The following is a 16,334-nucleotide window of genomic DNA, read 5'->3' as shown; positions in this document are numbered from 1 at the left end:
TCCGGAAGGGATAAACGCTGAAGGCATCTAAGCGTGAAGCCCCCCTCAAGATGAGATGTCCCATTCGTTAAGAAGTAAACCCCCTTGAAGACGACGAGGTAGATAGGGCAGGGGTGGAAGTGTGGTAACACATGGAGCTGACTGTTACTAATAGGGTGAGGGCTTGACCAATAATCGCAAGGTTAGAAATGATTCCATAGAGGATGTAACATGTATGTAGTTTTGAAGGTACAGAACCTAAACGGTAGCCATTTGGTTATCGTTTTTTTATTGCTTTTTTCCATTCCCCCTACCCTTTTCCCTTATATTCTGCTAAAATAAAAGTAATTTTTCACATAACAGGAAGACATAAAATGAAACCAAACAAAACCAAATTAAATCTGGCAGATCAGGAAACAAAGAAAATGCTGCCAGTAATTTTTTCCCTTGCGTGGCCTACCATGCTGGAACAGCTTATGCAGACCGCTGTGCAGTATATGGATACAGGCATGGTTGGAGTCCTTGGAACAAGCGCCACTGCAGCTGTTGGGGCTACCAGTACCGTAAACTGGCTGATCGGAAGTACCATTTCCGCGATCAGTGTAGGTTTTCTGGCCTATATTTCCCAGTCAATGGGAGCTGGAAAGAAAGAACAGGCAAGAAAAGCCTCCGGCCAGGCTGTGCTGGCTGTTCTTGTAGTAGGAATCCTTTTTACCATACTTACTATGGGACTGAGCAGTAAGGTTCCGGTGTGGATGCAGGTGAATCCATCCATTCAGAAGCTGGCATCCAGCTATTTCCTTATCCTGTATGCACCAATGCTTTTTCGAACCGCAAATATCATTTTCGGAACAGTGCTGCGTGCAGTTGGCGATACCAAAACACCTATGCAGGTGGGAATTGCCTTTAACGTTATCAACATTGTGTTGAACTTTTTCCTCATTTATTCCACCAGGACCGTGGCGGTAGGTGGAAAAGAGCTGCTGATCCCGGGTGCTGGATGGGGAGTTCAGGGAGCTGCAGCCGCAAGTGCCATTGCCTATACCATTGGCGGCATTGCCATTACATATAAATTGTGGAAACATACAGAGATTTCCCCGAAAGGCCAGAGCCTCAGGCCGGATCTGGCAGTACTGCGTCCCTGCCTGAAGGTAGCGGTTCCAAATATGTTTCAGCGTTTTGCCACATCCCTTGGATATGTAGCATTTGCATCTATGATCAATTCACTGGGCGAGACAGCTACAGCAGCTCATACCATTGCAAATACAGTGGAGTCAGCCTTTTATATTCCGGGCTATGGAATGCAGACTGCGGCAGCCACACTTGCAGGAAACGCACTTGGCGCCAATGATAATAAGAAACTGAATGGTTTGGCTAGGGCAATCCTGCCGCTGGAAGTAGGACTGATGATCATTTCCGGAAGTCTTTTGTTTATTTTTGCGCCGGTACTGATCAGATTGTTTTCCTCAGATCCGCAGGTAATCCAGCTTGGAAGCACAGTGCTTCGTATGGTGGCTGTGTCAGAGCCATTTTACGGAGTGCCGATCGTGATCGAAGGAATGATGCAGGGCGTGGGAAAAACAATAACTCCTTTCATATTCAATGTAGCCGGAATGTGGGGTGTCCGGATTCTGGGAACTTTTATCTGTATTCATTTGCTGGGACTGGGACTTGTTTCTGCATGGGGATGTATGATCGGACATAACATGCTTTTGTTTATTTTGTTTACCGTGCACTATATAAGTGGAAAATGGAATCCAATGAATAAACAAAAAAGGCTTCTGTGAACGTTGCTCATAAAAACATCTCGTGGAATATTACTTGTGAACCGTAAAAAAGCACAACTTGACAGAGTATAACCCAGGCTCTATACTGGAAATTGACGAAAAAAGCGACAGGGCTTGGAATGGGTGTTAATTATTATGGAGAACAATGTGAAAGATAATCCGGAAAACAAAATGAAGCGGCAATGGATCGCGGTAGTAGCGATCTGTCTTGCTGTAATGGCTTTCCTGACTGTGTTTCTTATGAAAAGATACCGGGTGAGAACAGAGAGCATTTTTGCAGAACTGATGGAAGAATCTCTGTTATCTTCCCATTCAGAAGCGCTGGCAGAGATGGAAAATTTTCTGAATACACCAGATAATCCAGATGACGTGGAAGCAGCATGGGAAGCGCTTTCAAAAGATGAGAGCAATATTTTTCACTATGTATGCAATTCGGAAGGCGAGATCCTGGCTGGCGATATGAGGATTTTTGATATCAAATATACGGTGGCTACTGAACTGCGTTCAGCGAAGGTGAAAGATAAGAGTATTTCTGAGGCGTTAAAGACACTGAAGAATCTGACCTCTGGAAGTCCTCATATTTTCTCTGAACTGGAGAAATCCGATGTTTATCTGGTTGCGTCCAAGTTGGAGGACAGAGGCTGTATCCTGATCTCTGGTTACCGGTCTGGCAAGATGAAGAACTATAAAGGCGTGATCATTAAGGGAAACCGGATGCTGATCTTTACCCTGCTGGGGTGCGTGGCCATCATGATCTTCCTGACCGTACGTTTGTACATGAAGCAGCAGAAGCGGGTGATGAAGGGACAGGCCAGATACGACATTTTGTCAGAGTTTTCCGACACCGTACTTTTCGAGTATGACTGCCTGGATAAAACACTGGTATTTACACCGAATATTACCACTTTGTTTGGTCTGAAGGAGATCGGGCAGATCCGTCCATTTGATAAAGACACGGATTTTACCATGGTGCATCCTGACGATGTTCCTAAAGTAAAAACTCTTCTTTCCACCATTGGAGATGAGAAAGATGAAGTGGATGATTTCGTGATCCGCTTCAAGGACAAAAATGGCAATTACCGTTGGGTGCGCTGGATGGGACGACTGGTAAGAGGGCGTCTTGGCACGCCTCAGGTATTCCTTGGCAAGATCTCAGATGTTCAGGATGAGATGACCAAGGAGCAGGATCTTCTGGAAAAAGCCTCTATAGATGGGCTTACAGGTGCACTTAACCGGAAATCCGCAGAACAGAAGATCGCAGCTCTCATGCAGGATCGAGACTGCAAGGGTTATCTGTTCATGCTTGACATTGATGATTTCAAGACGGTAAACGATACTATGGGACATGCTATCGGAGACCTTGCACTGATCACTCTTGTGAAGTATTTGAAAGAGCATTTCCGCAAGGACGATATTGTGGGACGCCTTGGGGGAGATGAGTTTATCGTGTTTATGACCAATACGGAAGCGGCCACTGCAGCGCAGGCAAAGGGGGAAGAAATCCTGAATATCCTTGCAGAGGCAGAGACCACCCCTCATTTTACCGTGAGCATTGGTGCAGCCGCTTATCCAGCAGCAGGTAAAGATTACGAAAGTCTGTATCTGGCTGCGGATCATGCCATGTATGTGTCAAAGAAATCAGGTAAAAACAGGATTCATGTAGATGATGGTACTACTGTGACAGAAAAAGAAGACTAAAGGAAGGTGACAAAAATGCGGTTGCAGATTGTACAGGATGCATTAAAAAAGAAGAACATTAAATATGAATACACAGAAATTGACGGCTGCGGAAGCCTTGATTTCCTTTTCCGTGGACTGAAATTCCATGTGTGGGAGTACGAAGACCGCGTCTGGGGGGCTGAGACGAACATTTATGAAGCCGGACGCAGCCAGGATATTGAAGGCAATTACGAAGAAGTGATCGCGAAAGAAATTTTGTCATGGCCAGATATAATGCCAGGAAGTTGAGGAATGGGATGAGATACGAGATCAGCAATGAATTTCTTACAGTGCAGGCGGATACAGCAGGTGCTGTTTTATGGTCAGTGAAGGACCAGGACGGATTTGAGTATATCTGGCAGGGGGATGAAAGATACTGGAATGAACATGGAGCCAATCTTTTCCCCTATATTGCAAGAATGTGGGAGAAATCCTATACATTTCAGGGAAAAACTTATCATATGGATATCCACGGTTTTGCCAAGGATTCTGAATTTAAGTGTGTAAAAGCAGAGAATAAAGAAATGGTTTTTGTACTTGAAGACAGTGAGCAGACGCTGGAACAGTATCCTTTTCATTTTTCTCTGGAGATCCGGTATCTGCTTGAGGGAAAAGCACTGAAGGTCATCTATTCGGTGAAGAATAAGGATGAAAAGACCATGTACTTTGGAATCGGCGGGCATCCGGGATTTAATCTTCCTATGGAAGAGGGACTTTCCTTTGATGATTATGAGCTGGAATTTTCCGAAAGGTGTGAACCAAAGCGGATCCTTTTTTCCCAGGAATGCTTTGTGGAGGGAAAGAAAGCTTATGAGCTTACAGATGGAAAACGTATTCCTCTTCAGCATAATATTTTCGATGAAGATGCCATTGTACTGGAAGAAACCTCTGGACAGGTGCTGCTTCACAGCTTAAAAGGCAAAAAAGGAGTGAAGGTGGCTTATCAGGATATGCCGTATATTGGTTTCTGGCACATGCCCTGTACTGATGCACCTTATGTGTGTATCGAGCCCTGGTGTTCCCTTCCCTCCAGACAGGGGATCACAGAAGACCTGGAAAAACAGGAGGATCTTCTTTCCCTGGAGTCCGGCAAAGAGCGCCAGGTTTCCTGGACAATGGAAATTCTTTAGGAAGGCAGGACATCGGATCATGAAAAAGAAGCAGGGTGCAAACTGCGAATATTGTGTAAATTATTCTTATGATGATGATTATGAATGTTACACCTGTGAGATGAACCTGGATGAAGATGAAATGTACCGCTTTATTACAGGAACCTACCATGACTGCCCATATTTCCGCATGGGAGACGAGTACAGGGTAGTCCGGAAACAGATGTAAAAATTTTTAGAAAAACTTAAAATAACTGTTGACAAATAAAATCGAACGTGGTATTTTATTACAGAACGCTGCCGAAGACAGTAGGTGCCGTAAGGCATAAGGATTAAAACGCCTACCGAGGACTAAGTATTCTTTAGTAAGAATTACGTTAAGCCTTGCTGTCTTACAGCAAGGCTTTTTTTGGCGGTATATCAAATTCTATAAGGAGGTGTACCATTTCATGGCAAAAGTAGAACTTAAACAACCAATCGTAGAAGAAATCGCTAACAACATTAAAGACGCTCAGGCTGTTGTTCTTGTAGACTACAGTGGTCTTACCGTTGAGCAGGATACTATTTTACGTAAAGAGTTAAGAGAGTCCGGCGTACAGTACAAGGTTTACAAAAACACTTTAATGCGTCGTGCATTCGAAGGTACTCCATGTGCAGATCTTGACAAGCACTTACATGGAACAAACGCTATTGCAATTTCTGCAACAGACGCTACTGCTCCTGCAAGAATCCTTGCAAAATTTGCAAAACAGTATCCGGCACTTGAGTTAGTAGCTGGTATTGTTGAGGGTAACTACAACGATCAGGCAGGAATCCAGGCACTGTCCCAGGTTCCATCCAGAGAAGAACTTCTTGGCAAACTGCTTGGAAGTATCCAGTCTCCTATCACCAACTTTGCTCGTGTGCTTAATCAGATCGCAGAGCAGCAGGGCGGAGAGGCTGAGGCACCAGCAGCAGAATAATTTAAGAATCTGTCGCTGAATCGAATCATTGATTCCACAAAAATATTAAAAATGGAGGAAAATTATAATGGCAAAGTTAACAACAGCTGAGTTTATCGAAGCAATCAAAGAGTTATCTGTATTAGAGTTAAATGAGTTAGTAAAAGCTTGCGAGGAAGAGTTCGGTGTATCCGCAGCAGCAGGCGTTGTTGTAGCCGCAGCTGGAGCAGCTGAGGCAGCAGAGGAGAAAGATGAGTTTGACGTAGAGCTTACAGAAGTAGGTCCTAACAAAGTTAAAGTTATCAAAGTTGTTCGTGAGATCACAGGCTTAGGTCTTAAAGAAGCTAAAGAAGTTGTTGATGGTGCTCCTAAAGCAGTTAAAGAGGGCGCTTCCAAAGCTGAGGCTGAGGACATCAAAGCTAAACTTGAGGCTGAAGGCGCTAAAGTTACTCTTAAATAATTTAAGCGTATTTAAGCGAACCAAGCTCCCCGCAGAAGTCTGTCTGACAGGCCTCTGTGGGGATTTTTTTGTGTAATAGGGATCTGAATATGAAGAAGATTTTTATTGGAACATTGTTGGGAATCGCGCTGTGTCTGGGAGGCGGCCAGACCTTATTGGCAGAAGGGAATGTTGCGGAAGAGGTAAACGCAAACGAAGATTTTGCCACAGACGAAACAGAGAAATGGGAAGCAGCGGATGACCCAGAGGGGAGTTTCCAGGGAGACGCTTCGTTTGGAGCTGCGGAAAATGACGGAAACCCTGCAGGGAACGCAGAAGCGGTTCTCCAGGAAGAGGAAGACGGTTTTTACAGCGAGACCGAAGAACCAGACCTTTTTTTGTCAGAAGATCCTGAAAATGCCCAGGAGAATACGCAAGAGGAAGAACCAGATCCATCTTCCGATATGAGGAGCATTTTGGATGCGCTTTCCCCGGATGCTACCAGTGTTACGCTGAATGCGCAGGATGGAAGCGACATTACGGACAGCCTGAACCTGGCTCTTAAGTTTATGGGAGAGCGGGCAAGTGATACTGCTCCGTGTTCGGTAATTGTTCCACCTGGAAGCTATACTGTATCAGATACCATTCATATGTACAGCAATCTGACACTTTACGCCCGTGGTGCGGTTATCACCAAGGCATGTGCAGATAAACATGTGGTATTACGGCTGGGAGACCAGGAGACGTCCGCAGGTGGTTATGACGGCTATCGGAATATTACCATTGAAGGTGGAAACTGGGACCTGAATTATCCGATTGTAGAGGATAAGGAAGGTGAGGGCGGTTTTGTTGGATTCAGAATCGGTCATGCCAGCCATGTAATGATAAAAGATGTGACCTTTTTGAACAATCTGAAGTCCCATTTTCTGGAATTTGCAGGTGTAAAAGATGTAACCGTCACGGGCTGTACCTTTAAGGGGTACTGGCAGGAATACGAGGGCGGCGGACAGGAGTGCATTCAGCTGGATGCCTGCCTGGACTATATTTTTCCCGGGTATCGCCCCTTCGACGGCGCTGTCTGCGAAGATGTGAGGATCGAGAACAATACCTTTCAGGATGTTTTTGCAGGGGTGGGAAGCCATAGTATGATCTATGACCGCCCTTATCAGAACATTGTGATCCGGGGAAATACTTTCCAGAATATTCGAAAGAGAGCAGTCTGGTGCCTGAATTATGTAAATGGGACAGTAGAGAATAACCGAATGGAAAATGTAGGCGGCGGAGTGCTGGTGAGCAATCTGTATCTGCCCAACACACATCTGGCGCCGGGAACTGCTTACGGAACATCTGCGAATCATCAGGCAGCGGGGATTCTGGTAAAAGGAAATCAGATTTCCATTTCCTCTGTGTCCAAAGTGAATGGAGCCAGCTGGCAAGGCTATGGAATACAGGTTCAGGGTGCCAGGGTGAGCAAATCTGCAAATGGTATTCCGGCTGACTTATATAGGGAAACTACTGTCACGATTTCCGAAAATAAGATTACAGGAACTGGCAATGGAATCCGCCTTTATCTTGCAGATAACTGTAAGGTCAGCGGTAATGAGCTGGCTTTGTCCAGGACCACAGGATTTTCCAATATGGGAATCTATCTGAGTGCATCATCGGGCAACAGCATTTCTAATAATAGAGTGTCCGGGTGCAAGAACGTAGGCATCTATGCCTATAATGGCGGCAGTCTGAAGGTTTCCTCCAGTCAGAACCAGATTACGGGAAACACAGTTTTCGGGACTGGTGGGGATGGAATTTACATTGCAGCCGGCAGCACAGGTACCACTCTTTCCAGGAACCGGGTTCTGTCTGGGAAAAAGAACGGAATGATAGTTCTGGGGAGCAAGAGCTGCCAGATCACGTCCAATCAGGTATCGGGCTGTACATTGGATGGAATATACATGGAAAATCTTGGCAATGCTGTTGTTAAGTCCAATAAGATCAGCAGCGTAAAAGGCCGGGGGATACAGGTGATATCCAGCACCACCAAAAGCCTCTATGGGAACGTTATTACAGGAAGCAGAAAGTGCGGCCTGTATGTATATAAATCCAAGATTAAAGGAAACAAGAAAAACCAGCTGGAAAATAATGGAAGTACCTATGCCATTTATGCAAAAAGCAGTTCCGGCATTGTGGCCGTGAAGTTGCCCACTTTTTCCAGGATTACGAAAAAGACTATGAAGATCACGGGAAAGGCAGCAGGAGGAAAAACGCTTACTGCATACGTTGTAAGAAAGGCCGGGAATAAGAAGATTGGCAGAGGTACCATTAACTCAAAGAAGAAATATAGTATCGCCATAAAGAAACAGAAAAAAGGAACGGTTCTCCGGTTTGTATTAGCCGACAAATACGGAAACACCTCCTATACAAATAAAAAAGTGAAATAATTTTGAAAAATAACGGGAAATTTGCTTGACAGGCTTTTTTTGTTGTGCTATAGTGAAGAATGCTATATTATGGCAAGATATGCCTACTATGCGTTGCCCGCAAAGCAGGCTGATGTTGTAATAAATAAAATAAAACAGGGGTGAAACGTCAATGGAAAAAAACAGAATTCGTTCTGTAAAAACTGGAAAAAGCATGCGAATGAGCTACCAGAGACAAAAAGAAGTCCTGGAAATGCCGAATTTGATCGAGGTCCAGAAGGATTCTTACCAGTGGTTTCTCGACGAAGGATTGAATGAAGTATTCGACGATATTTCTCCAATCGCAGACTACGGCGGAAAGCTCAGTCTTGAATTCATCGGCTTTACATTTGATGAAAAAGAGGCCAAATACACCATCGAGCAGTGTAAAGAACGTGACGTAACTTATGCCGCACCTTTGAAGGTTAGAGTGAGACTGATTAACAAGGAAACAGAAGAGATCAAGGAACACGAGATTTTCATGGGAGACCTGCCGATCATGACTGCGACAGGAACTTTCGTCATTAACGGTGCTGAGCGTGTTATTGTCAGCCAGTTAGTACGTTCCCCTGGAATCTATTATGCCATTGCACACGATAAAATCGGTAAAAGACTGTTTTCCTGTACAGTAATTCCTAACAGAGGAGCATGGCTGGAATATGAAACCGACTCCAACGATGTATTTTATGTACGTGTGGACAGAACCCGTAAGGTTCCAATCACTGTGCTGATCCGTGCGCTTGGTGTTGGTTCCAATGCAGAGATCATCGATCTGTTTGGTGAAGAACCGAAGATCCTTGCAAGTTTTACAAAAGATACTTCTACAAAATATGAAGAAGGTCTTCTGGAACTGTATAAGAAAATCCGTCCAGGCGAGCCGCTTGCAGTTGAGAGCGCAGAGAGCCTGATCAATGCGATGTTCTTTGATCCGAGAAGATATGATCTTGCCAAGGTCGGACGTTATAAATTTAATAAGAAACTTCATTTCAATAAACGAATTGTTGGTCATAAGCTGGCTGATGATGTGGTTGAGGGCTCCACAGGAGAAATACTTGCAGAAGCAGGCACCATCGTTACCAGAGAACTGGCAAATGCCATTCAGAACGCTGCAGTTCCATTTGTATGGATCCAGGGTGAAGAAGACCGCAGAATTAAAGTTCTTTCCAACTTAATGGTAGACATGCATCACTATCTGCCGGAGATCGAGAACCTGGAAGAGCTTGGTGTTACAGAGTTAGTATACTACCCTGTACTCGAAAAAATTCTGGAAGAAAATGACACACTTGAGGACAGAATTGCTGCTATCAGCAGAGATATCCATGATCTGATTCCGAAGCATATTACAAGAGAAGATATTTTTGCTTCTATTAACTACAATATGCATCTGGAATACGGCATTGGAAATGACGACGATATCGACCACTTAGGAAACCGTCGTATCCGTGCGGTTGGTGAGCTGCTTCAGAACCAGTACCGTATCGGTCTTTCCAGACTTGAGCGTGTGGTTCGTGAGAGAATGACAACACAGGATGTGGAGACAATCTCCCCACAGACACTGATCAATATCAAACCAGTAACAGCTGCTGTGAAAGAGTTCTTTGGTTCTTCCCAGCTGTCACAGTTCATGGATCAGAACAACCCTCTGGGTGAGCTGACCCATAAGAGACGTCTTTCCGCACTGGGACCTGGCGGTCTGTCACGAGACAGAGCCGGATTCGAGGTACGAGACGTTCACTATTCCCATTACGGAAGAATGTGCCCGATCGAGACACCTGAGGGACCTAACATCGGTCTGATCAACTCCCTTGCATCTTATGCGAAGCTGAATCAGTACGGATTTGTTGAGGCACCTTACCGTAAGATCGATAAGACTGATCCTATGAATCCGCGTGTAACCGACGAAGTTGTTTACATGACAGCAGATGAAGAGGATAACTACCATGTAGCACAGGCGAATGAGGCTCTGGACGCAGAAGGACATTTCGTTCGTAAGAACGTTTCCGGTCGTTACCGCGAAGAGACTCAGGAGTACGAGCGTCAGATGTTTGATTACATGGACGTATCTCCTAAGATGGTATTCTCTGTAGCTACAGCCTTGATCCCATTCCTTCAGAACGACGATGCGAACCGTGCGCTGATGGGATCTAACATGCAGCGTCAGGCCGTTCCGCTTCTTACTACAGAGGCACCAGTTGTTGGTACAGGAATGGAAGCCAAGACCGCTGTTGACTCCGGTGTTTGTGTGGTTGCAAGAAAGTCTGGTACTGTACTTCGCTCCACATCTACCGATATCAGCATTAAGAATGATGACGGAACCAAAGATGATTATCATCTTACCAAATTCATGCGCAGTAACCAGAGCAACTGCTACAACCAGCGTCCGATCGTAAATCAGGGCGAGCATGTAGAAGCAGGCGATGTGATTGCTGACGGTCCGTCCACTTCTCAGGGAGAGCTTGCTCTTGGTAAGAACCCTCTGATCGGATTTATGACCTGGGAAGGTTATAACTACGAGGATGCTGTACTGTTAAGTGAGAAACTTGTACAGAACGATGTTTATACATCTGTTCACATTGAAGAATATGAGGCAGAATCCCGTGACACCAAGTTAGGACCGGAAGAGATCACACGTGACGTCCCAGGCGTTGGTGATGATTCCCTGAAAGATCTTGACGAGCGCGGAATCATCCGTATCGGTGCAGAGGTTCGTGCCGGTGATATCCTTGTTGGTAAGGTAACTCCTAAGGGAGAGACAGAGCTTACCGCAGAGGAGAGACTCCTTCGTGCGATCTTTGGTGAGAAGGCACGTGAAGTACGTGATACTTCCCTTAAGGTACCGCATGGTGAGTATGGTATCGTTGTGGATGCCAAGGTATTTACAAGAGAAAATGGTGACGAGCTGTCCCCAGGAGTAAACCAGTCTGTACGTATTTATATCGCACAGAAGAGAAAGATCTCCGTTGGTGATAAGATGGCTGGTCGTCATGGTAACAAGGGTGTCGTTTCCCGTGTACTTCCGGTTGAGGATATGCCATTCCTTCCGAACGGCCGTCCGCTGGATATCGTGCTGAACCCTCTGGGTGTACCTTCCCGTATGAACATCGGACAGGTCCTGGAGATCCACTTAAGTCTTGCTGCTAAGGCACTTGGCTTCAATATTTCCACACCGGTATTCGATGGTGCAAACGAGAATGATATCCAGGATACACTGGAACTTGCAAATGATTATGTAAATACAGAAGACTTTGAAGAGTTCCGTGAGAAATACAAAGATATTCTGGCACCTGATGTAATGCAGTATCTGGATGAGAACAAAGCCCACAGAGCACTGTGGAAGGGAGTTCCGATCTCCAGAGATGGTAAGGTACAGCTTCGTGACGGACGTACCGGAGAGTTCTTCGACGGCCCGACCACGATCGGACACATGCACTACCTGAAGCTGCATCATCTGGTTGATGATAAGATCCATGCCCGTTCCACAGGTCCTTACTCTCTGGTTACACAGCAGCCTCTGGGTGGTAAAGCCCAGTTCGGTGGACAGCGTTTCGGAGAGATGGAGGTTTGGGCTCTGGAGGCATATGGTGCATCCTATACACTCCAGGAAATCCTGACAGTTAAATCCGATGATGTAGTCGGTCGTGTGAAGACTTATGAAGCGATCATCAAGGGAGACAATATCCCTGAGCCTGGTATTCCGGAATCCTTTAAGGTACTTCTTAAAGAGCTCCAGTCCCTGGCACTGGATGTACGTGTTCTCAAAGATGACCAGACAGAAGTTCAGATCATGGAGAATGTAGATTACGGCGAAACCGATCTTCGTGCAGTTATCGAGGGAGATTCCCGCGGACACAGAGGAGAGGAATCCTTCAGCAAACACGGCTATACCAAGCAGGAGTTTGACGGCGAGGAACTTGTAGATGTGGACGAGGACGAAGAAGAGGATTATGAATCCGAAATCGACGATTCCTACGATGATAACGAAGAGTAGAAAGGGGAAAAGAATACATGGCAGAATCAACCAATACCAATGAAACATATCAGCCAATGACTTTCGATGCCATTAAAATCGGACTGGCGTCCCCGGAAAAGATCAGAGAGTGGTCAAGAGGTGAGGTTACAAAACCAGAAACCATCAACTACCGTACCTTGAAACCGGAGAAAGACGGACTTTTCTGTGAAAGAATTTTCGGACCGAGCAAGGACTGGGAGTGCCACTGTGGTAAATACAAGAAAATCCGCTTTAAAGGTGTTGTCTGCGACAGATGTGGTGTTGAGGTTACCAAGTCCTCTGTTCGTAGAGAGCGTATGGGACATATCGAGCTTGCTGCTCCTGTTTCCCATATCTGGTATTTCAAGGGTATTCCGTCCCGTATGGGACTTATCCTGGATCTGACTCCAAGAACACTGGAGAAAGTCCTTTACTTTGCAAACTATATCGTACTGGATCCGGCTGATTCCGGACTCCAGTACAAACAGATCCTCACTGAGAGAGAGTATCAGGATGCCCGTGAGTCCTACGGAAACAACTTCCGTGTAGGTATGGGTGCTGAAGCTATTAAGGAACTCCTTATGGCGATCGATCTTGAGAAGGATTCTGCTGAATTAAAGGCAGAGCTGGTTAAGGCAACAGGCCAGAAGCGTGCAAGGATCATCAAATGTCTTGAGGTTGTTGAGTCTTTCCGTGAGTCAGGAAACCGTCCTGAGTGGATGATCCTGGATGTTGTTCCTGTAATCCCGCCGGATCTTCGTCCTATGGTACAGCTGGATGGTGGACGTTTTGCAACATCTGACCTGAATGATCTGTACAGAAGAATCATTAATCGTAACAATCGTCTGAAAAGACTGCTGGAGCTTGGTGCTCCGGATATCATTGTCCGCAATGAGAAACGTATGCTTCAGGAAGCTGTTGACGCCCTGATCGACAATGGTCGTCGTGGCCGTCCGGTAACAGGACCTGGAAACAGAGCCCTGAAATCACTTTCTGACATGCTGAAAGGTAAATCCGGACGTTTCCGTCAGAACCTTCTTGGTAAGCGTGTTGACTACTCCGGACGTTCCGTTATCGTCGTTGGACCTGAGCTGAAGATTTATCAGTGTGGTCTGCCGAAAGAGATGGCGATCGAGCTGTTCAAACCTTTCGTTATGAAAGAGCTGGTAGCAAACGGTACCTCTCACAATATTAAGAATGCCAAGAAGATGGTAGAGAAGCTTGAGCCAGCTGTATGGGATGTTCTGGAAGACGTTATCAAAGAGCATCCGGTTATGCTGAACCGTGCACCTACACTGCATCGTCTGGGTATCCAGGCGTTCGAGCCGATCCTTGTAGAAGGTAAGGCTATTAAGCTTCATCCACTTGTTTGTACCGCGTTCAACGCTGACTTCGATGGTGACCAGATGGCTGTCCATCTTCCACTTTCCCAGGAAGCACAGGCAGAGTGCCGTTTCCTGCTTCTGTCTCCGAACAACCTGCTGAAACCTTCCGATGGTGGTCCGGTAGCCGTTCCTTCACAGGATATGGTCCTTGGTATCTACTATCTGACCCAGGAGAGACCTGGAAACAAGGGCGAAGGCAAGTTCTTCAAGAGCGTAAACGAAGCAATTCTGGCATATGAGAACCAGGTAATCACCCTGCAGTCCAAGATCCTTGTCCGCTGCAGCAAGGTTATGCCGGATGGAAGCACTTTCACAGGTAATGTACAGTCTACACTGGGACGGTTCCTGTTCAATGAGATCCTGCCGCAGGATCTTGGATTTGTTGACAGAAGCATTCCGGGAAATGAGCTTCTCCTTGAGGTTGACTTCCTGGTTGGTAAGAAACAGCTGAAACAGATCCTTGAAAAAGTTATTAATACTCACGGAGCAACCAAGACTGCTGAGGTTCTGGACTCTATCAAGGCTATGGGTTACAAGTATTCTACAAGAGCTGCCATGACCGTATCTATTTCCGATATGACCGTGCCGCCGCAGAAGCCTGAGATGATCAAGGCTGCACAGGATACTGTAGATAAGATCACCAAGAACTACAAACGTGGTCTTATTACTGAGGAAGAGCGTTACAAAGAGGTTGTTGATACCTGGAAGAAGACTGATGATGAGCTTACTCATGCACTTCTTTCCGGACTTGATAAATACAACAACATCTTCATGATGGCTGACTCTGGTGCCCGTGGATCTGATAAGCAGATCAAACAGCTTGCAGGTATGCGTGGATTGATGGCCGATACAACCGGACATACAATCGAGCTTCCTATCAAGTCAAACTTCCGTGAAGGTCTGGACGTACTGGAATACTTCATGTCTGCTCATGGAGCTCGTAAAGGACTTTCCGATACCGCTCTTCGTACAGCCGATTCCGGTTACCTGACAAGACGTCTTGTTGACGTATCTCAGGACCTGATCGTACGTGAGATGGACTGCTGTGAGAACAGAGCAGAGATTTCCGGTATGTATGTAAAAGGTTTCATGGATGGCAAGGAGGAGATTGAGAGCCTTCAGGATCGTATCACAGGCCGTTTCTCCTGCGAAGACATTAAGAATAAAGACGGTGAAGTTCTTGTAAAAGCTAATCACATGATCACTCCGAAGCGTGCTGCACGTATTATGAAAGAGGGCGTGGATAACATTACCGGAGGTCCTGTAGAGCAGGTTAAGATCCGTACCATCCTGAGCTGTAAGTGCAAGGTTGGTGTGTGTGCGAAGTGCTATGGTGCCAACATGGCTACCGGTGAGCCGGTACAGGTTGGTGAGTCCATCGGTATCATCGCTGCACAGTCTATCGGTGAGCCTGGTACACAGCTGACCATGCGTACTTTCCATACTGGTGGTGTTGCCGGTGGAGATATCACACAGGGTCTTCCTCGTGTCGAGGAGCTTTTCGAGGCAAGAAAGCCGAAGGGACTTGCTGTTATCACTGAAATCAAGGGTATTGCTACAATCAACGACACCAAGAAGAAGAGAGAGATCATCGTAACTGATCCGGAGACAGGCGATTCCAAGACTTACCTGATCCCATACGGTTCCCGTATTAAGATCATGGACGGACAGGTTATGGAAGCCGGTGATGAGCTTACAGAAGGTAGTGTAAACCCGCATGATATCCTTAGAATCAAGGGCGTTCGTGCTGTTCAGGATTACATGATCCGTGAGGTTCAGCGTGTATATCGTCTCCAGGGTGTTGAGATCAACGATAAGCATATCGAGGTTATCGTTCACCAGATGCTGAAGAAGATCCGTATCGAGGATAACGGAGATTCTGAGTTCCTGCCAGGAACACTTGTTGACTTCCTTGAGTATGAGGAAGTAAATGAGAAACTGGAAGCTGAGGGCTTACGTCCTGCAGTTGGAAAACAGGGAATGCTGGGTATCACTAAGGCTTCTCTGGCAACCGATTCCTTCCTGTCAGCTGCTTCCTTCCAGGAGACCACTAAGGTTCTGACTGAAGCTGCGATCAAGGGTAAGGTTGACCATCTGATCGGTCTGAAGGAGAACGTAATCATCGGTAAACTGATCCCGGCTGGTACAGGTATGAAGTGCTACAGCGATGTAGAGCTTGATACAGGAATGCCGGAAGAGCCAGAAGAAATCGAATTCGATGAAATGGACGACGAGGATCAGGACGTACTGGATGTAGCTGAGGATTCAGAAGAACTGGAGGCTGAAGAGGCTCTGGATGAGGCTGAGGACGAAGACTCTGCTGACGACAGTGAAGAGTAATCAATAAAATATACGAAACTACAGATCCCCCAGGGTGACAGAATGTTGCCCTGGGGGATTTTTTGCGCAATAAGCGAAAGTCTGTGTGTACGAGACCTTGGCGATTACTGCGATAGCGGGCAAATCTTACGGAACATGTTTGGAATGTTGAGATAGATATAGCCTTAAACTATAACTGGCTCTATAAAACTGCA

General features: G+C 46.0%; 10 protein-coding genes, 1 rRNA gene and 1 other annotated feature. All 11 genes read left to right on the top strand.

The window, feature by feature from the left end; translation table 11 throughout:
• Nucleotides 1-171, top strand: a 23S ribosomal RNA gene (locus ACTQ50_RS13850); the annotation flags it as partial.
• A 182-nt stretch (nucleotides 172-353) separates the two neighbouring features.
• The gene (locus ACTQ50_RS13845) at nucleotides 354-1,766 is read left to right on the top strand and encodes an MATE family efflux transporter (protein ID WP_441484677.1); all 1,413 of its coding nucleotides are present in this window, start codon (nucleotides 354-356) and stop codon (nucleotides 1,764-1,766) included.
• A gap of 135 nt (nucleotides 1,767-1,901) precedes the next feature.
• The gene (locus ACTQ50_RS13840) at nucleotides 1,902-3,464 is read left to right on the top strand and encodes a sensor domain-containing diguanylate cyclase (RefSeq protein ID WP_441484676.1); all 1,563 of its coding nucleotides are present in this window, start codon (nucleotides 1,902-1,904) and stop codon (nucleotides 3,462-3,464) included.
• Between the two features lie 15 nt (nucleotides 3,465-3,479).
• Entirely contained in the window at nucleotides 3,480-3,734 is a 255-nt protein-coding gene (locus tag ACTQ50_RS13835; protein WP_441484675.1) for a kinase, read from the top strand.
• 8 nt (nucleotides 3,735-3,742) lie between these two features.
• The gene (locus ACTQ50_RS13830) at nucleotides 3,743-4,615 is read left to right on the top strand and encodes an aldose 1-epimerase family protein (protein ID WP_441484674.1); all 873 of its coding nucleotides are present in this window, start codon (nucleotides 3,743-3,745) and stop codon (nucleotides 4,613-4,615) included.
• A gap of 19 nt (nucleotides 4,616-4,634) precedes the next feature.
• The gene (locus ACTQ50_RS13825; RefSeq protein WP_294669490.1) at nucleotides 4,635-4,823 is read left to right on the top strand and encodes a DUF6472 family protein; all 189 of its coding nucleotides are present in this window, start codon (nucleotides 4,635-4,637) and stop codon (nucleotides 4,821-4,823) included.
• A gap of 53 nt (nucleotides 4,824-4,876) precedes the next feature.
• Nucleotides 4,877-5,013: a sequence feature (ribosomal protein L10 leader region), on the top strand.
• A 30-nt stretch (nucleotides 5,014-5,043) separates the two neighbouring features.
• Entirely contained in the window at nucleotides 5,044-5,556 is a 513-nt protein-coding gene (gene rplJ / locus ACTQ50_RS13820; RefSeq protein WP_295310298.1) for a 50S ribosomal protein L10, read from the top strand.
• Nucleotides 5,557-5,623: 67 nt separating this feature from the next.
• Nucleotides 5,624-5,995 (top strand): 50S ribosomal protein L7/L12, encoded by a 372-nt coding sequence (rplL, locus tag ACTQ50_RS13815; RefSeq protein WP_441484673.1) that lies wholly within the window; start codon nucleotides 5,624-5,626, stop codon nucleotides 5,993-5,995.
• 89 nt (nucleotides 5,996-6,084) lie between these two features.
• Nucleotides 6,085-8,409, top strand: coding sequence for a right-handed parallel beta-helix repeat-containing protein (locus ACTQ50_RS13810; protein ID WP_441484672.1), 2,325 nt, complete (start codon nucleotides 6,085-6,087; stop codon nucleotides 8,407-8,409).
• 151 nt (nucleotides 8,410-8,560) lie between these two features.
• A complete protein-coding gene (gene rpoB / locus ACTQ50_RS13805; protein ID WP_441484671.1) occupies nucleotides 8,561-12,415 on the top strand; it encodes a DNA-directed RNA polymerase subunit beta in 3,855 nt (1,284 codons plus the stop codon).
• Nucleotides 12,416-12,432: 17 nt separating this feature from the next.
• Nucleotides 12,433-16,140 carry a DNA-directed RNA polymerase subunit beta' gene (gene rpoC / locus ACTQ50_RS13800; RefSeq protein ID WP_441484670.1) on the top strand — a complete coding sequence of 1,236 codons (3,708 nt, stop codon included), beginning with the start codon at nucleotides 12,433-12,435 and terminating at the stop codon, nucleotides 16,138-16,140.
• Nucleotides 16,141-16,334: the final 194 nt, after the last annotated feature.

Origin of the sequence: Blautia sp. Sow4_E7, from assembly GCF_052116245.1 — a bacterium.
GTDB lineage: Bacteria > Bacillota > Clostridia > Lachnospirales > Lachnospiraceae > Blautia_A.
This window is presented reverse-complemented; position numbering and strand designations above follow the sequence as displayed.

Bases quoted from the DNA above. Each gene is read 5' to 3' on its own strand.
- ACTQ50_RS13830 (WP_441484674.1), top strand. From the start codon at position 3,743: ATGAGATACGAGATCAGCAATGAATTTCTTACAGTGCAGGCGGATACA.
- ACTQ50_RS13825 (WP_294669490.1), top strand. From the start codon at position 4,635: ATGAAAAAGAAGCAGGGTGCAAACTGCGAATATTGTGTAAATTATTCT.
- rpoB (WP_441484671.1), top strand. From the start codon at position 8,561: ATGGAAAAAAACAGAATTCGTTCTGTAAAAACTGGAAAAAGCATGCGA.
- ACTQ50_RS13840 (WP_441484676.1), top strand. From the start codon at position 1,902: ATGGAGAACAATGTGAAAGATAATCCGGAAAACAAAATGAAGCGGCAA.
- ACTQ50_RS13845 (WP_441484677.1), top strand. From the start codon at position 354: ATGAAACCAAACAAAACCAAATTAAATCTGGCAGATCAGGAAACAAAG.
- rplJ (WP_295310298.1), top strand. From the start codon at position 5,044: ATGGCAAAAGTAGAACTTAAACAACCAATCGTAGAAGAAATCGCTAAC.
- rplL (WP_441484673.1), top strand. From the start codon at position 5,624: ATGGCAAAGTTAACAACAGCTGAGTTTATCGAAGCAATCAAAGAGTTA.
- rpoC (WP_441484670.1), top strand. From the start codon at position 12,433: ATGGCAGAATCAACCAATACCAATGAAACATATCAGCCAATGACTTTC.
- ACTQ50_RS13835 (WP_441484675.1), top strand. From the start codon at position 3,480: ATGCGGTTGCAGATTGTACAGGATGCATTAAAAAAGAAGAACATTAAA.
- ACTQ50_RS13810 (WP_441484672.1), top strand. From the start codon at position 6,085: ATGAAGAAGATTTTTATTGGAACATTGTTGGGAATCGCGCTGTGTCTG.